Annotated in this window: 14 protein-coding genes; 6 read left to right on the plus strand and 8 right to left on the minus strand. The window is 70.1% G+C overall.

Annotated elements, in window-relative coordinates; translation table 11 throughout:
- Positions 1–106: 106 nt before the first annotated feature.
- Positions 107–1,072 (plus strand): LysR family transcriptional regulator, encoded by a 966-nt coding sequence (locus ACFWNN_RS07210; RefSeq protein ID WP_382438987.1) that lies wholly within the window; start codon positions 107–109, stop codon positions 1,070–1,072.
- Here the strand turns inward: ACFWNN_RS07210 and ACFWNN_RS07215 are convergent.
- On the minus strand, positions 1,020–1,799 hold the full coding sequence (locus tag ACFWNN_RS07215) for a hypothetical protein (protein ID WP_382438988.1): 780 nt from the start codon (positions 1,797–1,799) through the stop codon (positions 1,020–1,022). The genes ACFWNN_RS07210 and ACFWNN_RS07215 overlap by 53 nt on opposite strands.
- Positions 1,800–2,061: 262 nt before the next feature.
- Between ACFWNN_RS07215 and ACFWNN_RS07220 the strand changes: the two genes are divergently transcribed.
- The 4 genes from ACFWNN_RS07220 (at position 2,062) to ACFWNN_RS07235 (ending at position 7,914) form a co-directional block, all read left to right on the plus strand.
- On the plus strand, positions 2,062–4,125 hold the full coding sequence (locus ACFWNN_RS07220) for a hypothetical protein (protein ID WP_382438989.1): 2,064 nt from the start codon (positions 2,062–2,064) through the stop codon (positions 4,123–4,125).
- Positions 4,126–4,199: 74 nt separating this feature from the next.
- Positions 4,200–4,754 (plus strand): EF-hand domain-containing protein, encoded by a 555-nt coding sequence (locus ACFWNN_RS07225; protein ID WP_382438990.1) that lies wholly within the window; start codon positions 4,200–4,202, stop codon positions 4,752–4,754.
- Position 4,755: 1 nt separating this feature from the next.
- Positions 4,756–5,472 carry a GNAT family N-acetyltransferase gene (locus ACFWNN_RS07230; RefSeq protein WP_382438991.1) on the plus strand — a complete coding sequence of 239 codons (717 nt, stop codon included), beginning with the start codon at positions 4,756–4,758 and terminating at the stop codon, positions 5,470–5,472.
- A 51-nt stretch (positions 5,473–5,523) separates the two neighbouring features.
- Positions 5,524–7,914: an ATP-binding cassette domain-containing protein gene (locus tag ACFWNN_RS07235; RefSeq protein ID WP_382438992.1), complete on the plus strand. Its 2,391-nt coding sequence runs from the start codon at positions 5,524–5,526 to the stop codon at positions 7,912–7,914.
- Between the two features lie 3 nt (positions 7,915–7,917).
- Here the strand turns inward: ACFWNN_RS07235 and ACFWNN_RS07240 are convergent, their stop codons facing one another.
- Together ACFWNN_RS07240 and ACFWNN_RS07245 are read right to left on the minus strand one after the other, a co-directional pair.
- Entirely contained in the window at positions 7,918–8,334 is a 417-nt protein-coding gene (locus ACFWNN_RS07240) for an SRPBCC family protein (protein ID WP_382438993.1), read from the minus strand.
- Positions 8,335–8,345: 11 nt separating this feature from the next.
- Complete coding sequence (locus tag ACFWNN_RS07245) at positions 8,346–9,479, minus strand: Glu/Leu/Phe/Val dehydrogenase dimerization domain-containing protein (RefSeq protein ID WP_382438994.1); 1,134 nt, start codon at positions 9,477–9,479, stop codon at positions 8,346–8,348.
- 93 nt (positions 9,480–9,572) lie between these two features.
- Here ACFWNN_RS07245 and ACFWNN_RS07250 point away from each other — a divergent pair, with 93 nt between their 5' ends.
- On the plus strand, positions 9,573–11,057 hold the full coding sequence (locus tag ACFWNN_RS07250) for an APC family permease (protein ID WP_382438995.1): 1,485 nt from the start codon (positions 9,573–9,575) through the stop codon (positions 11,055–11,057).
- Here the strand turns inward: ACFWNN_RS07250 and rho are convergent.
- The 5 genes from rho to ACFWNN_RS07275 all read right to left on the minus strand — a co-directional run bounded on the left by rho (position 11,038) and on the right by ACFWNN_RS07275 (position 22,089).
- Positions 11,038–12,063: a transcription termination factor Rho gene (gene rho / locus ACFWNN_RS07255; protein WP_382438996.1), complete on the minus strand. Its 1,026-nt coding sequence runs from the start codon at positions 12,061–12,063 to the stop codon at positions 11,038–11,040. The genes ACFWNN_RS07250 and rho overlap by 20 nt on opposite strands.
- Before the next feature lie 232 nt (positions 12,064–12,295).
- The gene (locus tag ACFWNN_RS07260; RefSeq protein WP_382438997.1) at positions 12,296–17,287 is read right to left on the minus strand and encodes an NACHT domain-containing protein; all 4,992 of its coding nucleotides are present in this window, start codon (positions 17,285–17,287) and stop codon (positions 12,296–12,298) included.
- 52 nt (positions 17,288–17,339) lie between these two features.
- Positions 17,340–18,944, minus strand: coding sequence for a 5-guanidino-2-oxopentanoate decarboxylase (locus ACFWNN_RS07265; RefSeq protein ID WP_382438998.1), 1,605 nt, complete (start codon positions 18,942–18,944; stop codon positions 17,340–17,342).
- Entirely contained in the window at positions 18,941–20,926 is a 1,986-nt protein-coding gene (locus tag ACFWNN_RS07270; RefSeq protein WP_382438999.1) for an acetate--CoA ligase family protein, read from the minus strand. The genes ACFWNN_RS07265 and ACFWNN_RS07270 overlap by 4 nt, the downstream gene beginning before the upstream one ends.
- On the minus strand, positions 20,923–22,089 hold the full coding sequence (locus tag ACFWNN_RS07275) for an acyl-CoA dehydrogenase family protein (protein ID WP_382439000.1): 1,167 nt from the start codon (positions 22,087–22,089) through the stop codon (positions 20,923–20,925). The genes ACFWNN_RS07270 and ACFWNN_RS07275 overlap by 4 nt, the downstream gene beginning before the upstream one ends.
- Positions 22,090–22,348: the final 259 nt, after the last annotated feature.

Below are 22,348 nucleotides of genomic sequence, written 5' to 3' on the forward strand. Positions count from 1 at the left end.
GAACTCCTCCTGGTTGTCCTAAGGTCGTCTGCGCGCTCATGAGATCGAGATCCACGAGCCGCTGTCCAACAACCGACACGCGTGGACGAACAACCAGGAGTTGTGCGTGGAGCTGGACCTCGGTGCTGTCCGGGCCTTTCTGGCGGTGGTCGACGACGGCCACTTCACCGAGGCGGCCGACCGCCTGGGCATGACCCAGCAGGCCGTGTCGAAGCGGATCGCCAGGCTGGAGTCCGATCTGGACGTCACACTGCTGACCCGGTCGCGCACCGGAGCCGCGCTGACCGAGGACGGCTCGGCGTTCCTCCCGCACGCACGGGCGTTGATCGGTCTCGCCGACCAGGCCACCTCGATGCTCCGCGCGCGCCGCCGGCCGCTGCGCATCGACGTGCTCGCCCGCGTCGCGGCGCCGATGGACCTGGTCAGGGCGTTCTACGAGGCCGGCGACGTGGACGTGGACATCGTCGTCTCGCGCGGCGACACCGACCGCCACACCGCGCTCGCCGACGGATCGGTGGACGTGGCGTTCGGCCGCGTCACGGGCGCGCTCCCCGCCGGGATCGAGTGCGTCCCGGCCTGCCTGGAGCCGATCCCGATCCTGGTCGGCCGCCGGCACCGGCTGGCCCGGCGCCGGTCGGTGCCGATGGCGGAGCTGGCCGCGACGACCGCGTGGATGCCGGGCTGCGGCGGCGAGAGCGAGTGGGCGGACTACTACCGCCGCCTCGGCGCCGAGTTCGGCGTCGTGATCGACACGTCCGGCCCGGTGTTCGGCGGCGAGCACGTCATGGACGAGATCGCAGCCTCCGCCGACCTGGTCACGTTCGGGACCACGCGGCAGTTCCCCGTGCACCCCGGCGTGGTCCAGGTGTCCGTCACCGGTCCCACACCCGTCTACCCGTGGTCGCTGCTGTGGCACGCGGCCAACCGGCACCCGGCGATCCCGCTGCTCGTCGCCCACGTCCAGGCGCGCCACCGCCCGGTCGACCCGCGATCCCAGTGGCTGCCGGACCGGGCGCCGGTCAGCGGTTCTCGTCGATCGGGATCCCGGCCAGCTCCTCCGACAGGCCCGTGAACGACTCCGGCTCCACCCGGAACCACCCGTCGAACGGCTGCGTCATGCCCACGCACAGCACGCAGACGAACGCGAGCACCGCCGAGGTCAGGCACATCTGCAGGATGTGCCGCTTGCGGGCGGTGAACCCGATCAGCAGCGGGAACAGGATCATCGCGACGGCGCCCGCGATCGTGCCGATCAGCATGATCCGGCCGGTGTTGTCGAGGCCGCTCGCGGAGTCCAGGCGGTCGCGCCGCAGGTCGGTGACCTCGCGCAGGCGTTCCAGGGACCGTTCGCGTGCGCTCTTCACCTGGTCCGGTGTGGACGGCAGGGCCAGGACCTCGGTGTGCAGCGAGTTCAGGGCCGTGGTGGTGGCGTCGTCGGACTCGCCCACGGCGAGCTTCGGCCATTCCCTGTCCGCCACCAGTTTCGGGTACTCGGTGAGCAGCGAGCGGATCTGGTCCCGCTGGGGCTGCGGCATGACGGCGGTCTGCCAGTAGACGTCGGCGACGGCGGCGGCCTCCTTCGCGGCGTTGTCCTCGGCGGCGCCACCCTCCTCCCAGACGATCACCATGTAGAACGCCAGCGCCACGATGAACAGGCCGCTGATCACCGCGCCGAGGAAGCCGCGCGAGTCGGCGTCCCTGTCGTCGGCCTGCTCGTGGGCGCGCGCACGCCCGAACAGCAGGAAGGCGACCGCCGTGACGACCACCGACGCGAGCACGATGACAACGCCGTTCCACATGGACTCCATCTCCCCACAGCGGGCACCGTTTGACCACAGACACCACGCTTCCCGGCACTCTTCCCCGCCCATCAAGAGCAACGGGGCGTTGATCATGCTCACGGCAAGTCCACATCGGAGGGCGTGTCCTGAAGTCGTTGACACGAAAGAGAGAACCGAACACGACGGACTTGAACGGAGAGTGAGGACGGCGTGATCTCCATGCGGTGACAAGCACCCGCGAGCGTGCCAACCTGTGCCGACCCCGACCGGAAGGCGTGGCATGCGTGTCCCGATCCTCATCGCCGTCGTGCTGCTGGTTCCACTGCTCACCCCGGGGCCGCCGGTCGCCGCGGCCGAGGTGTGGCACACCCAGTTCGACGAGGCGGTGTACGGGGACGTCGCGGTCGTGGGCAACTCCGTCCTGACCTGCCCGACGGCCGAGCAGGCGGGGCCGCATCCGAAGTACCCGCCGCAGTCCTGTGTGGACGCGTTGGACCGCAAGGGTTCCGGGCCGTCCGCGCTCAACAACGGCCACCGCATGTCGTGGCTCGACGCCGACACCGATCCGGCGACGTACAACTCGTCGACCGCCCGGCTCACCATCCCGGACGGCGCGACCATCGCCTACGCCAAGCTCGGCTGGGCCGGCAGCGCCACCTGCCGCGACGGCGTGACCCCACCCGGCACCCCACGTGACCCCGTCACGTTCAACGGCACCAAGGTCTCCCCCGGCACGTTCGCGATCGACGCGCCGGGCGACCTGACGCACACCGACAACGCCTTCTACAGCGCCGAAGCCGACGTCACCCGCGCACTGACGAGCGGCACCGTGACGGTCGGCAACGTCTGGGCGCCGCAGGGTCTCGACTGCTTCGGCGGCTGGTCGCTCACGGTCGTGTGGAAGTTCCCGAACGCCACCGCCGCCGCGCCCGCCCGGCGGCACGTGGCGGTGCACGGCGGCCACGTCCGCCTCCCCACCCAGAAGCCGCTGCTCGCCACGCCCATCGCGCCGACACACCCCACAGGTGGAGTCATCCGCATGGGGATAACGGCGTACGAGGGCGACTGGGCGACCGACGGCGACCAGATGCTGGTCAACGGCCAGCAGGTCGGCGGGCGCAACGCGTTCACGTCGTTCGCGCAGGGAGCCGCGCACCCCAACAACATGAGCGTCGACGCGTACACCGCGACCATCGGCGAGAACGTCCTCAAGCCCGGCACGAGAAGCGCCGAGCTGGGGTTCAAACGCGCCGACGACGCGTTCCTGGTGCAGAGCATCGCCTGGTCGTTCCCGCTGCCGGAACTCACCCTGGCCGTCACCCCCGACAAACCGGCCGCGCACGCCAAGGAGACCGTCACGCAGACCGCGACCGTCACGAACGCCGGTGACGCGCCCGCCGCCGACGTGACGGTGTGCGGCAAGCCGGTCGGCACGCTCGCCCCGCGCGCCACCGTCACGCAGACCTGCACGTCCACGGCCGCTGACGACGACTACCCGGCGAACGTCGAGGTCAGGGGCGCGAGCCTCGCGGGCGACCAGCTGACGATGCAGAAGGCGTACACCGTGGACGTGCTGCACCCGGCGTTGCGCGCGACCACCGCCACCGAACCGATGACCGCGCTACCGGGCCAGCAGGTCACGTTCACGACGACCGTCACGAACACCGGCGACACCCCGCTCTTCGGCCTCACCGCGAAAGCGGGTCAGCCCTGTAACCCCATGCAGGGTCAGCTCGACCCCGGCGCCTCGTCCACGGTGGACTGCACCGCGGCGGCCGGGGACGAGAGCGGCCCGCTGACCGCGACCGTCACCGCCGCCGACCGGATCGGCGGCAAGGTCGAGGCGACGGCGTCGGTGCAGGTCAAGGTCATCTACCCACGGCTGACGATCAGCGCGGCCTGGTCGAAGGACCGCGCCCGCGACGGCGAGGAGGTCACGGTCACCGTCACGGTCGGCAACCCGTCGGACGCGCGGATCGCCGACGTCCGCGTCGAGGGCGAGCCGGCCGCGTGCCGCCGCACGTTCGACGCGCTGGAACCACGGCAGCGCGTCACCTACACGTGCCTCGCCACGGCCCCGCTGAACTCACGGCTGACGGTGTCCGGCGCCGGCACCGACGTGGCCATCAGCGAGAGCGCCCTGGTGCGCGTCGAGTCGCTGTCCGCCCCGCCGCCGCCCGTCGTGCAACCGTCCTCGCCGCCACCGGCGGAACCACTGCCTCCGCAGCCCGTCGCTCACGTGGAACAGGTTTCGAAACCTGCCGCCGGCGGCATCGCCGCGGTGGTCGGGATGATCGGCATGGTGGTCGTGGCCAGCGCTTTGTCCGGTCTGGGCCGTCGCTGAACACCGCGAGAACGCCCGTTCACAACGTGAACCCAGGCGTGTCGTTTCGGAGCCGGATGCGGTAGAAGGGTCGTGTGGAGATCACCGCCTTCCTCGACCGCAAGCTCGCCCGCCGGTTCCGGACCTACGACACCGACGGCGACGGGTTCATCGAGCGGGAGGACTTCACCCAGGCCGGTGAGCGCACCACCAAGGCGTTCGGGCTGACAGCCGACGACCCGAAAGCCGCGCGGTTCCACGGGATGCTGCTCGGGCTGTGGGAGCACCTGGCCTCGGTCGCCGACACCGACGGCGACGGGCGGATCAGCGTCGACGAGTACAAGAAGGCGTTCGCGAACGGCCTGCTGGAGACGCCGGAGTCGTTCGACGAGGGGTACGTGCCGTTCCTCGACGCCTTGATGGCCGTCGCGGACGAGGACGGTGACGGCAGGCTGACGGTGGAGGAGCACGTGGCGTGGACCGGCGCGCTGATGGGCCTGTCCGAGGCGGATGCGCGCGGCATCCACGACCTGCTGTCCGACGAGGACGGTCTGCTGTCCACACAGGCCTTGCTGGCGGCGATCCGGGAGTACTACTTCTCCGAGGATCCCGCCGAGGCGGGCAACTGGCTGCTGGGGTCGTTGGACTGACGTGCTGCTCAGGACGCTGCAGGAGCACGCGGCCCGCGCCCAGCCCGCCGCGCACGTGCAGGAGGCGGGCGGCTGGTGGCTGCGGCACTCCCCCGGTGACGCCTGGTGGGTGAGCGCGGTGCTGCCGCACGACCGCGAGGACCGGGTCGAGCAGGCCGAGGAGTTCTGCGCCGAACGCGGCTCCGGCGCGCGGTTCCAGATCACGCCGGGCGTGTGCGCGGAGGATCTCGACCAGACGCTCCACACCAGGGGTTACACCCGGGGTCATGACATGTCGTTGCAGATCGCGTCGACCGCGGACGTGCTGCGGCAGTCCCACTCGGACGCGGGCGAGGTGACGGTCCGGCCGACCGACGAGTGGCTCGCGGCGTGGCAGGCGGTGACCACGCGCGACGTCAGCGCCGAACGGGACCTGCTCAGCCGCGTCGAGCACCCGTCCGCCTACGCGTACGCCGAGGTCGACGGCCAGGTCGTGGCCGTCGGACGCGCGGTGGCCGAGGAGGGCTGGGCCGGTGTGTTCGGCATGGCGACGCTCCCGCACGCACGAGGCCAAGGCGCCGCACGGTCCGTGCTCGCCGCTTTGGCGAGCTGGGCGGCCGCGCGCGAGGCGAACCACATGTACCTGCAGATGGAGAAGGCGAACACCACGGCGTTCCGGCTGTACGAACGGACGGGGTTCCGCGAGGTGTGCACCTACCACTATCGAATTCGTGGATGACCAATCACGAATCAAGAAGCACGGGACGGGCGCGCGAGTTAGTTTTGCGCCATGACCAGGACGGCGCCGCACGACGCGGACACCCATGATCTGATCCGCGTGCAGGGCGCGCGCGTGAACAACCTCCGCGACGTCGACGTGGAGATCCCGAAGCGGCGGCTGACCGTCTTCACCGGTGTCTCCGGTTCGGGCAAGAGCTCGCTGGTGTTCGGCACGATCGCGGCGGAGTCGCAGCGGCTGATCAACGAGACCTACAGCGCGTTCATCCAGGGCTTCATGCCCACCCTGCCGCGTCCCGAGGTGTACCTGCTGGAGGGCATCACCACGGCGATCCTGGTCGACCAGCAGCGGATGGGCGCCGACCCGCGGTCCACCGTCGGCACCGCGACCGACGTGAACGCGATGCTGCGCATCCTGTTCAGCCGCCTCGGCGCGCCGCACATCGGCGGCCCGCAGGCGTTCTCGTTCAACGTCGCCTCAATCTCCGGCGCGGGCGCCGTGACGATCGAGAAGGGCGGCCAGAAGGTCAAGGAGCGCCGCGAGTTCTCCATCACCGGCGGCATGTGCCCCCGCTGCGAGGGCCGCGGGCAGGTGTCCGACATCGACCTGACCGAGGTCTACGACGAGTCGAAGTCGATCCTCGAAGGCGCGATCAAGGTCCCCGGCTACAACGTCGACAACCAGTGGACCGTGCAGACGTTCGCGCAGTCCGGGTTCATCGACCCGGCCAAGCCGATCCGCAAGTACACCAAGAAGGAACTGCACGACTTCCTCTACCGGGACCCGATCAAGATCAAGGTCAACGGCATCAACCTGACCTACGAGGGCCTGATCCCGAAGCTGCAGAAGTCGATGCTGTCGAAGGACCGCGAGGCGCTGCAGCCGCACATCCGGGCGTTCGTGGACCGCGCGGCGACGTTCGGCACCTGCCCCGACTGCGCCGGCACGCGGCTGACCGAGGCGGCGCGATCGTCCAAGATCAAGGGCGTGTCGATCGCCGACGTGTGCGACATGCAGATCACCGACCTCGCGGACTGGATCCGCGGGGTGAAGGACAAGTCCGTGGCGCCGTTGGTCGACAAGCTCGCGCACACGCTGGACTCGTTCGTGGAGATCGGTCTCGGGTACCTCTCGCTGAACCGGCCGGCGGGCACGTTGTCCGGTGGCGAGGCGCAGCGCGTGAAGATGATCCGGCACCTCGGGTCGGCGCTCACCGACGTGACGTACGTGTTCGACGAGCCCACGATCGGGCTGCACCCGCACGACATCGAGCGGATGAACAACCTGCTGCTCCGCCTGCGGGACAAGGGGAACACGGTCCTCGTCGTCGAGCACAAGCCGGAGACGATCGCGATCGCGGACCACATCGTCGACCTCGGTCCCGGTGCCGGACGGGGTGGCGGGACGATCTGCTTCGAGGGGTCCCTGGAGGGGCTGCGCAAGTCCGACACCGTGACCGGGCGGCACCTGGACGACCGGGCGTCGCTGAAGTCGTCGGTGCGCGAGAAGACCGGCGTGCTGGAGATCCGCGGCGCTTCGGCGAACAACCTGCGCGACGTCGACGTGGACGTGCCCCTGGGCGTGCTGACCGTCGTCACGGGCGTGGCGGGGTCGGGCAAGTCGTCGTTGATCCACCAGTCGCTGCCGCGCGACTCGGGCGCGATCGTGGTCGACCAGACGCCGATCAAGGGGTCGCGCCGGTCGAACCCGGCGACCTACACCGGTCTGCTGGAGCCGATCCGCAAGGCGTTCGCCAAGGCCAACGGCGTGAAGCCCGCGCTGTTCAGCGCGAACTCCGAGGGCGCCTGCCCGAACTGCAACGGCGCCGGGGTGGTGTTCACCGACCTCGGGATCATGGCGACGATCGAGTCGCCGTGCGACGTCTGCGAGGGCAAGCGGTTCGACCAGGCCGTGCTGGAGTTCAAGTTCGGCGGCCGCGACATCTCCGAGGTGCTCGCGATGCCGGTCGCGGAGGCCGTGGAGTTCTTCGGTGAGGGCGAGGCTCGCACTCCCGCCGCGCACGCGATTCTGGCGCGGCTGAAGGACGTCGGCCTCGGCTACCTGTCGCTGGGCCAGCCGCTGACGACGCTGTCCGGCGGCGAGCGGCAACGCCTGAAGCTCGCCACGCACATGGCCGACAAGGGCGGCGTCTACGTGCTGGACGAGCCGACGACCGGCCTGCACCTCGCGGACGTCGAACAGCTCCTCGGGCTGCTCGACCGGCTCGTCGAGGCGGGCAAGTCGGTGATCGTGATCGAGCACCACCAGGCCGTCATGGCGCACGCCGACTGGATCATCGACCTCGGGCCGGGCGCCGGTCACGACGGCGGCAAGGTCGTGTTCGAGGGCACGCCCGCGGACCTCGTGGCCAAGCGCTCGACGCTGACCGGCGAGCACCTGGCCGACTACGTGGGCGCGCCGGCCCGTCGCAAGAAGCGCTGACGCCTACTCGGCCGCCTTCTTGATGGAGGCGGCCTCGGCGGCCACGTAACGCCTGGTCATCGACCTGGTGAGCAGCCAGCCGAAGCCGGCCAGCGGTCCGGTCAGCAGCAGGCTGAGGGTGAGCCGGGTGCCGTTCTCGTGCGGTTCGACGAGGTGCTCGGCCGTGATCTTCACGCCGGGCGACTTCGACTCCCACGTGAACGATCTGTTCTCGACGAGCTCGGTGACCGTCCACACCGCCTCGGACAGCTTCGGCTGTTTGAGGCGGGTGCGGGCGCCGACGCGCAGAGGGCCGTCGTCGAGGCGTTCCGCGGTGGTGACGGTGGGGATGCGTTCCGGCCACCGTTCGACGTCGGCGAGCACCGCCCAGACCTGGTCGGGCGGTGCCGCGATCGTGGAGATGTTCTTGAGGCCCGGCATGCTTCCGGAGTCTAGAACCGCTTTTCGATCTCCTGCACCGCTTTCCCGGCGATGTCCTTGGCGGCCTGACGCGGTGAGGTGCCCTCGGTGAGGACCTTGGTCGTGAGCGCGCGCATGCTCGTGCGGATCTTCTCGAACGCCGACTCGGCCGTGGGCTCGATGTCGCCGAACAGGGTCCACCACCACCAGGAGTTGGTGGCGGAGTTCGCGACGACGTCCGGGATGATCACCGCGTCGATCCGGGCCTCGGCTTCGGCGGTCACCGGCATGTTGGCGGCTTCGACGATCAGCCTGGCGTTGACCTGGTGCGCGTTGGACCCGGTGATCGCGTAGCTGGTGGCGGCGGGGACGAGGACGTCGGCTTCGGTGGTGAGCCAGCTGTCGCGGTCCCGTTGCTCGTCCTGCGGCCTGAGCTTCGTGCGGTCGATGGCGCCGTGCGCGTCCCTGCTGAGGAGCAGGGTTTCGACGTCGAGGCCGTCCGGGTTCGCGACGACGCCGTGGACGTCCGCGAGTCCGACGATCCTGACCCCGGCCCGGGCGAGGTAGCGGGCCGTCGCGCCGCCCATCGAGCCGAAGCCCTGCACGAACGCCGTGGGGTCGGTGAGCTGGAGGTGTTCGGCGGCGGTGAGCGCGGCCTGTGCGACGCCGTAGCCGCCGACGAGCTCGTCCAGGCTGACGCCGTCTTCCGTCACCTGGAACGCCTCTGCCAGCCGTTGGCGGGCCTTCTGCTCGTCGTCGAGCAACGGGTAGACGGCCTGGATGGACGACTCGAGCCCGATCTTCGCGATGGCCTCGTCGATCGTGGACTGCCGCAGCCCGAGGTCCTCCCCCATCGTCCAGAAGCGTTCGATGTAGGGGGACATGGCTTTCAGGTACGCCGTGAGGACGTCCTTCGCCCGCGGGTCGTAGGGGTCGAAGTCGATGCCGCCCTTGGCACCGCCGAGCGGGACGTACTTCGCGTCCGGGTCGTAGTTGAGGGCTTCCTTGGCGGTCATCCCCTCGGCGAGACCGCGCACCTCGTCCATCGTGCAGCCGGCGCGCATGCGCAGACCGCCGCTGCTGACGCCGCGCACCAGCCGGTCGATCACGAGGTAGCCGCGCGCCTGCGTGGCCGGGTCGGTCCAGGCGACCTGGAGATAACTCATCGAACGCACCCCCTTGACTTCAGCGTATGACCGCGGTCACATGGTCCGTCCCGAATAACTGACTGGCGACTCAGTTAACCATCTGGAGGGCCCGTGAGCGAGGTACAGCCTCTCAGCGGAAACTGGCTCAGCGAACGCACGCACCTGCGCAAGTCTCTCCGCCGCACGGACGTGACGTTCTACCTGCTCTGCACCCTCGTCGGGCTCGACACGATCGGCAGCGTCGCCGCCAGCGGCCCCCAGGGGCTCGTGTGGATGGTGATCCTGGCGGTGGTGTTCTTCCTGCCGTACGGCTTCCTGACCACCGAGCTCGGCACGGCGTTCCCGGTCGAGGGCGGGCCGTACGTGTGGACGAAGCTCGCGTACGGGCGGCTCGCGGCCGGCGTGAACCAGGTCCTCTACTGGCTGTCCAACCCGTTGTGGATGGGCGGGACGCTGGCGATCATCGCCGTGACGACGTTCGAGACGTTCTTCCTGCCGCTGGGGATGGCCGGCAAGCTCGTCGCCGGTCTGGCGTTCATCTGGATCGGCGTGCTCGCGGTGGCGGCGTCGTTGCACGTCGGCAAGTGGGTGCCCATCGCGGGGGCGTTCGCGCGCATCGTCCTGCTGGGGTTCTTCATGATCTCGGTGGTCGTCTACGCCGTTCGGTATGGCGTGCAACCGTTGGCCGGGGCCGACTTCATCCCGACCTGGTCGGGTTTCGTCGTGCTGGTGCCGGTGCTGATCTTCAACTACGTGGGGTTCGAACTGCCGTCCACCGCGACCGAGGAGATGACGGATCCGCAGCGCACCGTGCCGTTCGCGATCCTGCGGGCGGGGCTGTCGGCGTTCTTCCTCTACGGCGGCCCGATTCTCGGCATCCTGCTGGTGGTGCCCGCGTCGCAGATCCAGGGACTGGGCGGGTTCATCGACGCCGCCAAGCAGGTGCTGACCGTCTACGGCGGGTCCGTGGCCGCGGACGGGACCGTGACGCTGACCGGCGCGGGCGCCGTCCTGGGCAGCGTGTGCGCGGCCGGGTTGATCGTCGGCGTGCTGACGTCGGGTGTGTCGTGGGCGATCGGCGCCCACCGCGCGCAGGCCGTGGCGTGTGCGGATGGTTCCGGTCCTGCGTATCTGGGCCGGCTCTCGGAGAAGCACGGCACGCCGATCCACGTGAACGTCCTTTCGGGAGTGTTGGCGTCCGTGGTTCTGGTGACAGCGTTGAACCTCAGCGGTGGCGACTCCGAGAAGTACTTCACCGCCGGTCTCGCGCTGGTCATCTGCACGACGTTCATCAGCTACCTGCTGACGTTCCCGTCGATGCTGGTGCTGCGGTACCGCTCGCCGGACGTCTCCCGCCCGTTCCGCGCGCCTTTCGCCTGGCTCATCACGATTCTGACGACCGGGCTGGTCGGGTTCACCGTCGTGGTGCTGATCTGGCCGCTGGAGCTGCCGTCGGCGTTCGAGGGCCAGCGGACCGAGTACACGCTCTCGCAGGTGGTGCCGCTGCTGATCGTGATCGGCATCGGTTTCCTGTTCTACGCCCTGGGTTCCCCGACCCGGGCTCGCGACCGGGAGCTCACTTCGACATCTGCATGAGGAACTCCGCGTTGCTCCGGGTCTTGCGCAGGCCTTCGACGATCACGTCGATGTCCCGGTCCGCCATGGCCCGGCGCACCGCGTCCATGATGGTCATCTCCTGCTTGGAGGTGATGAGCTCCGCCTTGCGCGTGCTCGACTGGGTGAGGTCGATCGCCGGGTAGATCCGGCGCTGGGCGGCCTTGCGATCCAGCTTCAGCTCGGCGTTGCCGGTGCTCTTGAGCTCCTCGAAGATCGCCGTGTCGGCCAGCGACCCGGTCTCCACCAGCGCGGTGGCGAAGATCGTCAGGCTGCCGCCGTCCTCGATGTTGCGCGCCGCTCCGAGGAACTGCTTGGGCGGCGTGAGCGCCCGCGCGTCGATGCCGCCGCTGAGAATCCGGCCGCCGTTGGGCTGCGCGAGGTTGTAGGCCCGCCCCAGCCGGGTGAGCGAATCCAGCAGGATCACCACGTCCTGGCCGTCCTCGACGAGCCGCTTGGCCCGTTCGACGGCCAGCTCGGCGACCCGGATGTGCTCGTTGGGGTGCTCGTCGAAGGTGGAGGTGAACATCTCCCCCGGGATCGTCGTGCGCATGTCGGTGACCTCTTCGGGCCGTTCGCCGACGAGCGCCACGATCAGATGCACCTCGGGGTTGTTCTTCGCGATCGCCTGCGCGATCTGTTGCAACACAACGGTCTTGCCCGCCTTGGGCGGCGCCACGATCAGCGCCCGCTGCCCCTTGCCGACCGGCATGACCAGGTCGATCGCCCGGCTGGTCAACTCTTCCGGATCGTGCTCCAGCCACAACCTCTCGTTGGGGTAGAGCGGCGTGAGGTCCTCGAACCGAGGCCTCTTGTGCGGCGCGCGCCCGTTGACCGTGTCAACGCTCACGAGCCTGTCGTTCTCGGCCTCCCCGCTGATCCGGTCGCCGCGCCGCAGGTCGAACTGCTTCACGAGCGCCTGCGGAACCTGAGCCCCGCCAACGAGAAACGCCTTGTTGTTACGTACGTCGAGTACACCGATGTCCATCGGTACTGTCCTTTCAGGAGGGTTGCGTGAAGTACGCCTCATCGACTCCTCGGCCCACTTCAGTGGCCGTTGTGGAGGAGAGCGCTTCAAATACAGGTCCGCCAGCGTGAGAAACTGGAGGGTCTTGGCTGCGGATCTCTGACGGTCCAGCAGCTGATCCGGTCCTACGTGCGCTATGCCGCACACCGCCGGTATGAACGAACCATAGCAGAGAACGTCAACCGCGCACCTGTTATTCCGAGCACGCGTCCCTCAACCGGACCAACAGCCCCCTCGCGTCCTCCCGCATCAACGAACTCCACAACGCCAAGTCCCGAGCCGCGTTCCGCCGGACGTGCCGAGCAACCCCTTCATCCCACGCCACCGCCCGAGCCACCCCAGAAGCCCACTCCCGCTGGTCGTGCCTGAGCCCGACCGCAACCCGAGCAGCCCGCATCCGCACCACCGCCCCACCCTCAACGCCCCACAACAACTCCACGGCCCGAGCGGCATCCAACGCCCCCAGCCGCCGCAACACCTCCACCCGCCGCAACGGCTCAGCCAACGCCGCCAACTCGGCCAGGGTGGCCATCACCTCCCGCCGAGCCGTCCGAGCCGCCTGGTGCAGAGCGACGGCCGCCTTGGCCCGAACCAGCACGGGCAGCCCCTCATCGGCCATCATCGCCCGCGCGATCGCCGCCGCCCGCTTCCTCCCGGCCGCCCCGAACTTCAGCAGATGCCCGACCGACCTCACCCTCAACGCAGGCCTGACAACACCGTCCTCCGCCACCCGCGCAAGCAACTCCATGCCGACAACCCGATCATCACGAGTGCAGGTCCGCAGCACCTCCGCCGCCCGCACCCGCGCAGCCACCAGCTCGTCCGTGTCCCGAATGCGACGCAGGGCATCAATGTCCTCGCGGGCCGCAAGACCGTCGATCCGATTCAGCCACACCTCACCCGGCACGTCGACGTTGAGATCGCCGAGCACACAGGCGGCCTCCCCGCGAACCCGACGCGGCAGACTCACGTCCGTCACCGCCGCGAACGCTTCGTCGCGCACCCGCCACCACTGGGCCTCACCCATCCCCGCGAGCGCGTTCCGTGCCGCCCTACCCGGCAGCCGTTCGAGCACCTCGACAGCCTCGGCGTGGAAGGTGAACGACACGCCGAACAGAGCGACCGCAGCCCGAATCCGTTCCCGTCGCGTGGTTTCGGGCCCGGCGATGACATCTCGAATCTCCGCGACCGCCTCGTCGCGCAACGGCAGGTCGTCCCACAGGTCGGCGGTCGGCACCCGGACCTCGATGGAGATCGACCGGATGTGCAGACGACTGCGTTCGAGATCGGTGCGCACCGATCGCCGCAACGTGCCGATGAGCGGGCGCCACGACTCCCCCAGAACGTCAGGTCCTCGCAGAACCTCGATCACCGCCCGTCTGAACCGTTCCGAGCGCGGGCGCAGAAGCACGTCCAGATACCGCAACGTCTTCGCCCGCCCCTCCGAGGTGATGTCGGGGTCCGTCGTCAGCCTCCACAGGGCATCGATCGACGACAGCCAGGTCCTCCTGTCCAGCCGCGCCAGCGCACGAGCCGCCTCACCCCGCTCCTCGACGGGAACATCGGGGTCGTCCAGCACCGCGTGGTGAAAAACGATCGCCTCCGTCAGCGCGAGACCGTCGTACGACCACTCTCTTGGCTTGTAACGCACCGTTTCGTCCTGGGCGATCCGGCGCAGCTCGTCCACCTCCCCGAGCACGGTGGCCACGGCGATGCGCTGGCTCATGGCCGTCGTGCCGGTGGCCAACTGGGCCCGGAACCTCCCGCTCAGTTCCACATCGGACGAACGCAGGTCGCCGACAAGGGAATTCAGGCGCTCATCGGTGAAGTACTTCGCGGCAGACGCGACCAGACCCGCCGCGAGTGCGAGGTGTTCGGGCGCCCAGGATGCGAGATGAGCCGCCGCCAGCGCGCGGTGCTCGGGATGAGCGCCGGGAAACTCCGCCAGGCGCCGCGCCGCTGCCAGCGTCTCCGGCTCTCCGCCGTGGCCCAGAACCTGCAACGCTTGCACCGCGCTCCACCTGCGTTCGGAGGAGGTGCGCTCGTCGGCAAGCACGATGAGGAGTGCGCGGGCGAGTTCCCCACGAGGTCCGGGGCCGCTGCTGGAGTGGTAGGTCACGGCGTAGACGAAGTCGGTGATCATCGGCTCGCCGGTGATCATCCGGCTCAGTTCGGCGGCGGACTTGCGGTCGAACCGGCCGGACAGTGCGCTGAGCCCGCTGGCAGCGGTGATGCGAGTGCGCATCGAGCGGCTGCTGTCGCGGACAGCCGTCCGCATGACCTCGACTGCTTCGTCTGCCCGCTCGCCGTGCGTCACCGTCGTAGCCAGGACGTGCATCGCGTCGGAATCCTCCGACTGGGCGTCCTTCAGCAACACGGTGAGCGCCTCTTCACCCGCGCCGGTGCGCGCGAGTCCGTAGAACGCCTGAGGTTCCTCGGACGTGATCTGCCACAGCAGCGCGACGGCCTCGGGGTGGAAGTCCGGCCCGGACCTGATGAGGGTGTTCGCGGCGCGGCATCGCACCTCGGCAGCCACCGCGGAGTCGTGGATCAGATCGCGAAGCTCCCGGAGCGCGCGTGCCCGGTGCGGTTCCCCGAGCCGGACCACTTCGTCCAGGACGGTGACCTGGTCGTGCGAACCCCGTGGCGGTCTCGATCCCAGCAGGGCCTCCGCCGCCTCGTTCCGGTACGCGGGCCCGACGCCGCCCAACGCCGCTGCCGCTCGGGTGATGTTGTTCCAGTTCTGGTGTCGTTCGGACAGCATCGCCCGCAGCCCGGCCAGTGCCGTGTCGCGTTCCGGCTGATGGGTCACCAGGTGCCCGAGCAGGATCGACCGGTCGATCGCGCGTGCCGCGTCCGCCGCCATCGTGGCGATCAACCGACCAGCGGCGCGGCGGTGCTGTGGTCCCAGTTCGCTCAACGCCCTCGCCGCCCTGACCTGTCCTCGCGCGGACAGCCGGCGATCGGTGATGCGGGCGGTGAGCGCGGCAGCCGCCTGGTCGAGGTGCGCGTGGCTGATCGAGGCCAACGCGAGCGCCGCACTGTCCCAGCAGTGCGCGGTTCCTTCCTCTCCGCGCAGGACGACCAGGAGGTGGTGAGCGCAGAAGTCGGCGAACTCGGGACTGATCTCCACCAGACCCGTTGCCGCTTCGGTGATGTGACCCGGCCGTGAGTCCTCATCGGACAGAACGCGGATGAGCGTGTCCGTCGCGAACTTGCGTGCGTCCCCCTCGAACGCCGCCAGCACCACTGCGGCAACTCGCAGCGACGAGTCGTCGGCGTTCGGATCGATGAGCACCTCGCGCAGGCCGCGCTCCGCGGCGTCGCGTTCGGGAGTTCCGCACTGCGCAAGCGCTTCCGCGGCCTTGAGCCGGTCACTCACCAACGCCTTTGGCGCGTCGACCACATACCGCAGGAAGGTGGTCGCGTGCGCGCTGTGCGGCCCTCGAATCCGGATCGTCAGCGCGGTGGCGCACTCGGCCCGCGATTGCATCGGGGCGGCGCGTTCGTTCATCAAGTCGGTGAGCCACCGAACCAAACCGGGGTATCGGGTGGCCCGAGTGGTCTCGGCGAGGATCTCGGGCGCGTCGAGGTGCGTGGTCATCGCCCAACCGCGGACCGTGGCGAGGAACGCCTCGGGTGAGGCCGGTAGGTGGTGGGCCAGCAGGCGGGCTGCCAGGAGGTGTTGGGAGGCATCGCCCTGGTGCAGCCAGGACAGGAGGCGGTCAGCTTCGGCCGGATGCAGGCGGGTGTGGTGGAGGAGGACTGCTCGGGCGAAGCGGCCCGACTCGCGGGCCTCGGCCGCGTGCAGGAGGTCGGCGAAGGCCTCCGGGCAGAACTCGTCGGGGAGTTCGCGGGCACGGGAGGTGGCGGCCAGGTGTTCGGCGAAGCTCTGGTGCAGGAACTGGAGGTCGTCGCCGCGCAGGATGAACGGGCCCGCGGAGAGCAGGTAGTCGGTCAGTTCCTCCGGCCACACGGTGCCGCCCACCCACGCGCGGGCAGCGGGCAAAAGTGGGAGTTCGGTTTCCAGGCGGACGCGCGCCAGGTGTTCGAGGAGGGCCTCGCGCTTGAAGCGGTCTGGTTGGTCGCGGCGGATGTGGGCCAGGTAGGTGTCGTAGAGGGAGTACTGGTTGCCGGGCAACGGTTCTGCGGTGTACTCGGCGTAGATGATGGCCGCGATCGTGGCGAGGAGCGGGACCTGGAGGAGTTCGTCCAGGTGGGCCTCGCGGATCTCGCGGAGAAAGCGCTGAGCGTCGTCTTCCGGGAACCAGTTGGCGGCGAAGCGGCGCAGGGCCAGGGCGTCGAAGGGCTGGATCTCGTAGCGGACGGCGCTGATGCGGTGCAGGGAGGCCAGCGCGCCGCCTTCGGTGGGGCGGGTGGTGAGGAGGAGGCGGTAGGCGTCGTCGGAGGCCCAGGCCGCGAGGGCGTTGACCAGGCGGAGGCGTTGGTCCGCGTCGGAGACCTCGTCCAGGCCGTCGACCAGCAGGAGCCAGCGGCAGCCGACCGGGCGGGTGGTGAAGAGGTCGGGGTCGACGGACGAGCGCAGGAGTGGGCCGTACTCGGCGGCGGCGCTGTCGGCCAGGGCCTCGGCGAACGGGAGGTCGAGGCGGGCGGCGAGGGCTCGGGCGGTGATCCGCAGCGGGACGACCGGTTCGGCCAGCGGGGCGGTGTCCGCGCGGGTCTTCCAGTGGCGGGCTATGTCGGCGGCGAGGCGCAGGGTCAGGGTGGACTTGCCGAGGCCGGGGCCGCCGGTGACGACCAGGTGGTCGTCGGCGTCCAGGGCGGTGCTCATCGCGCGGGACGGCGGGCGGACGGTGATGCGCACGGCCGGGCGGGCCGGCGTCTCGATCAGCCTGCCGTCGTCGTCCAGGACGGGGCCGTGGCGCGGGGTCTCGGGTTCGTCCACGGCGTTGCCGAGGTCCTGGCGCACGTAGACCGTGTCCAGCGACGGTTTGCGGGCGCCCGGCAGGCGGTACGGGGTCTCGTGCGCGGCGTGGAGCTGCGCCCACAGCAACGACTGGATCTCCGGTGGCGGTTCGGGCGCCTCGTCCCACGTCGGCGGTGGGTCGAAAACAGGCCTTGGCGACCTGCCCTGGTGCACGTGCACGTCGCCGTGCATGTGCTGGGCCTGGAACACCGAGCCCGTGACGTCGCCGGTGCTGAACCCCTGGTCGTCACGCGCCATCCGGGGATGGTCCCACGCCGCGCAGGGTCGTTTCTGGACAAATCAAGGACGGTCAGGCGCCTGCCAGGTCCCCGGTCACGTGGATCACCGTCGGGCGGTCCGCGGTGAACGCCTTGCGCAACGCGACGGTGAGCCGGTCCTCGTCGTCGACGGTGACGCCGTGGCAGTTGAGGCCGCGCGCGACCTTCACGAAGTCCACGCCGGGGAGGTTCACGCCGTGCACCGGTTCGCTGCGGTCGACCATCTCGCGGCGGATCTCGCCGTAGCCGCCGTTGTCCGCGACGAGCACCGGCAGCGGCAGGCGTTCCTGGGCTGCCGTGGCGAGTTCGGCGAGGGTGAACATGACGCCGCCGTCACCGTGCAGGGCCACGACCTGACGGTGCGGGGCAGCCATCTTGGCTCCGATGGCCGCGGGCAGGCCGTAGCCGAGGGTGCCGAAGCCGGTGGGGTACAGGAAGCTCGCCGGGGCGTCGAGCCGCAGGTTCGACAGGGCGCCGTAGTAGCAGGCCATCGCGCTGTCGCCGGCGATGATGGCGCCGGGGGCCAGAGCGTTCGTCAATGACCCCACCAGGGGTAGCCATGGGGTGCCTTGGGTTCGGGCGTGCTTGGTGAAGAGCTTGCGCCAGCGGTCGGCGCGGGTGGTGTCGTAGAGCGCGGCCGGGTTGCCCAGGCGCTGGTTCAGGGCCGCGACGGTGGCCTCGGCGTCGCCCACCAGCGGGAAGTCGGGCAGGGCGTTGGTGATCACCTGGGCCGGGTCCACGTCGACGCGGATGAGGTCGCCGGGGAACTTCAGCGGGCCGTTCCACAGGTCGGTGGACGCCAGTTCGGTGCCGATGGCGAGCACGGCGTCGCACTCGGCCACGAAGTCCGCGACCGCCTTGTGGTGCAGGCCCGCGCCGATGGAGAGCGGGTGGTGCTCGGAGACGATCCCCTTGCCGTTGGCCGTGGTCACGACCGGGGCGCCCAGGCGTTCGGCCAGAAGCGTGATCTGCTCGGCCGCGGCCTTGGCCCCGCCGCCGACGATCATGCCCGGCGCGGTGGCCGCGTTGAGGCGACCGGCCGCCGCGGCGATCGTCACGGCGTCGGCGGGCGGGTGTGCCACCACCAGTGGGGGTACTTCTATAACCCCGTCGACGGCGTCGATCAGGTCCAGCGGGATCTCCAGGTGGGCGGGCCGCGGCCGGCCCGAGGTCATGTGCGCGAACGCCTGCGCCACGGCCAGCGGGATCTCGGCGACGCTCTGCACGCGGTTCGAGTACCCGATCACCGCCTCCAGCGCGACGCTCTGGTGGCGCACCTCGTGCAGGGTGCCGTTGCCCCGGCCGGGATGCCGCAACGGCATGCCGGGCGAGATGAGCAGCACGGGCACCGAGTCCGAATAGGACTGCGTCACCGCGGTCATCGCGTTGAGCACGGCCGGGCCGCTCGTGGTGAGGCACACGCCGGGCTTCCCGGTCACGCGGGCGTAGCCGTCCGCCGCGAAGCCCGCGCCCTGTTCGTGGCGAGGCGTCACGTGCTTGACGTCGTGGTCGGCCAGCGCCCGGTAGATGCCGAGGTTGTGGGTGCCCGGGATGCCAAAGACCAGCTCGGTGCCGTGCGCCACCAGGGCGCGCACCAGTGCGTCGGCGCCACTGAGGCGGGGTGGGGTCGTGCTCATGCCACGCGTTGTCCGCTCGACTCGTTCGCTTCGCTGGAGGGGATGATCAGCGCGTCCACCGCCAGGACTCCGTCCGGCCCCACGCGCACGGGGTTGAGCTCGATCTCGGCCAGATCCGGTCTGGCCGCCAGCGTCTCGGAGATCTGCGCGATCACCTCGGCCAACGCTGCCACGTCGACGGGCGGCGCGCCACGCGTGCCTGACAGAAGCGGGGCAGAGATGAGGCGTGCCAGCATGTCCGTCGCGGTGGCGGGGGTCACGGGAGCGAGCTCGACCGCGGTGTCCCTCAGCAGTTCCGCGTGGACGCCGCCCGCGCCGACGAGCACGACCGGGCCGAACGAGTGGTCGCGCTTGGCGCCGATGATCAGCTCGACGGTGTGGTCGCGCGTGTCCATCTCCTCCAGCACGTACGTGCCCGGCCCGAGCCTCGCGCGCATCTCGTCGAACGCCGCCGCGGGGTCGGTGAGGCCGATCTTCACGCCGCCGTGCTCGCTCTTGTGCGCGAGCCAGTCGGCCTTGAGCGCGAACGGTCCGGTCAGCGGCGTGCCCGTCACGTCGGCGGCGGACGTCACGGCGTGAGCCTCGGGGAACCGCACGAAGTGCAGCAGCTCGCGGGCCGCGAGGTAACCGGGCGAGTACGGGGTGGACGTCGTGACGCGCGGAGCCACCTCCGCGGTGTGTCTTCGCAGCCGGTGCGCGTTGCCCAGCGCGGCCATCGCGCGTTCGATCGTGTGCTGGACGGGGACGCCGCCGGCCCGCAACGCCCGGACGGCGGCCGAGTCCGCGCGCATGCTGTGCACGACCACGGGCACGCCTGTTTCCCTTGCCAGCGAACAGATCCGGGACGCGACGCCCACCTCCGCCGACTCCAGCGACGGGGTGTCCTCGCCGTAGCTGCCGAAGTAGCCGGAGAGCACCACGGTGTCGATCTCACCGCCGCGCACCAGCACCTCGACGGCCCGCGCGTAGTTGGCGAGGTCCTGTTCCCCCGTGCCGGCGAGGTCGATCGGGTTGCGCACCGACGCTCCGGCGGGCATACCGTCCACAACGGACAGTTGCGGGACCGCGAGACCGGCCGCCACCGCGAGATCGGCGGCGATCGCGCCCTGGCCGCCCGAGTCGGAGATGACCCCCACCCTGCCCCCACCCGACACCCCGGAGGTCAGCAGTGACGCCAGGTCGACCAGCGCCGCCGGTGTCGTCACCCGGACCGCGCCCGCACGACGGCAGGCCGCGTCCACAACATCCAAAGAGGACGTCAGCGCGCCCGTGTGCGTGCGCGCGGCCTCCTGGGCGGCGAGCGAGGAGCCCACGGTCAGCAGCACCACGGGTTTCCCGGCCGCGCGCAGCTCCGACATGGCCGCCACGATGCCGGGACCGAAGCTCTCCAGGTAGACCCCGGCGACCGTGGTCAGGTCGTGGCACACCAGTTCCCGCAACGCTTCCGCGGCCGTCACGTCCGCCTGGTTGCCGACCGAGACGAACCGGCTGACGCCGATCCCCGTCGACGCCGCGAGCCCGGCGATCTCCAGCCCGACCTGCCCGCTCTGCGACACCACCCCCAGCGAACCGGCCTGGAACCGGCCCCACGCGAGGTGCAACGACGTCGCCGCGTCGAACACCCCCAGGCAGTTCGGCCCCAGCAACCGGGCGCCCGCCTCGCGGATCCGGCCGATGACCGCCTCGTCGATCCCGGCGGGGATGCCCACGAAACCGCGCACCCCCACGGCCAGCGCCTCGTCCACCACCGCCGGCACGTGCGCGGCGGGCACGGCCAGCACGACCAGTTCGGGAGCCTCGTCGAGCTCGGAGAGCGACCGCACCGTCGGCCGTCCCAGCACCGCGCCACCACCGCGGTTGACCAGGTGCACCGCGCGGCGTTCGTGGCCGTCGAGGGCACCGCGCGCGAGCCAGTGGCCCCACTTGGCGGGGTCGTCGCTGGCGCCGACGACAGCGACGGAAGCGGGATCCGAGAAGATCATCTCGCACCGAGGCCGCGGGAGATGATCAGGCGCTGGATGTCCGAGGTGCCTTCCTCGATCTCCTCCAGCTTGGCGTCGCGCATCCAGCGTTCGACGGGGTACTCACGGGAGTATCCGTAGCCCCCCAACGTCTGCACGGCGGCGTGCGTGCACCACATGGCGTTCTCCGAGCCGACGAGCTTGGCCATCGCCGACTCCTGCGCCACCGCCTGCCCGTCGTCGTACAGCGTCGCCGCCCGCACCGTGAGCAGGTGCGAGGTGTCGACGCGGGTCGCCATGTCCGCCAGCCGGAACGCCACCGCCTGGTGCTGGATGATCGGCACCCCGAACTGCTCCCGCTCGCGCGCGTACGCGGTGGCGAAGTCCAGCGCCGCACGGGCGAGTCCCGTCGTGGACGCGCCGATCAGGATGCGCGAGGCGTCGAACGTCCTCATCAGCCCGGCGAACCCCTGCCCCTCCTCGCCCAGTCGATCCTCGACGGGCACCCGCACGTCGTCCAGGAACACCTCGGCGTTGACGATCGCGCGCTGCCCCATCTTCGGGAACGGCGGCCCGACCGTGAGCCCCGGCGCGGACCGCGGCACGACGAAAGCCGTGACACCACGGGACCTCAGCGCCGGATCGACGGTCGCGAAGATCACGAACGTCTCGGCGTACGGCGCGTTCGAGATCCACGTCTTCTGTCCGTTGAGGACGTACTCGTCGCCCTCGCGCCGCGCCGACGTCTGGATGCTCGCCGCGTCCGACCCGCTGCCGGGCTCGGTCACGGCGACAGCGGTGAGCGGCGGATGAGGCCCCGACAACGGCGTGAGGAACCGCTCCTGCTGCTCGGGCGTGCCGAGGTGCTCGATCGGCGCGCTGAAGAACCCGTTGGACGTGACCAGGTTCCCGATGCCGATGTCGCCGTGGCACAACTCCTGCTGGATCAGCACCTGGGTGAGCAGGTCGGTGACGCCACCGCCGCCGAACTTCTCCGGCAGCATGAACGAGGTCAGCCCGAGCCCCGCCGCCTTCTCCCACACGTCGAGCGGCGACTCGGTGTCCGCCTCGTCCACGGCCCGCCCGCGCGGCCGGATCTCGCGCGCGGCGAACTCCCCGGCCAGCTCGACGAACTGCTGTTGCTCGGCCGTGAGCCGCAGGCCGTCGCGGACGGTCCGCCCCATCTCGCACCCCTAAATTGACTGACGAATCAGTTATTCACGATCCAGGGGGCAGCCTAGCTCTGTCAAGACGCCTCGTGAGGTTCGCGAACGGGTGACTACCAGGGCAGATGTGATCACTCGCCTGGAGCAGCAGACCAACTGACAGCACACACGCCGGACCCCGCGGCGTCGCCGAAAAGGGCGCGCCGGACTCGGTCAGCAGGCCGAGCCGTGGTGACCATTGTGGAACGTCACAGTTCCAGAAACCCTGCTACACCCA

Source organism: Lentzea sp. NPDC058450 (assembly GCF_042721395.1).
GTDB lineage: Bacteria > Actinomycetota > Actinomycetes > Mycobacteriales > Pseudonocardiaceae > Lentzea.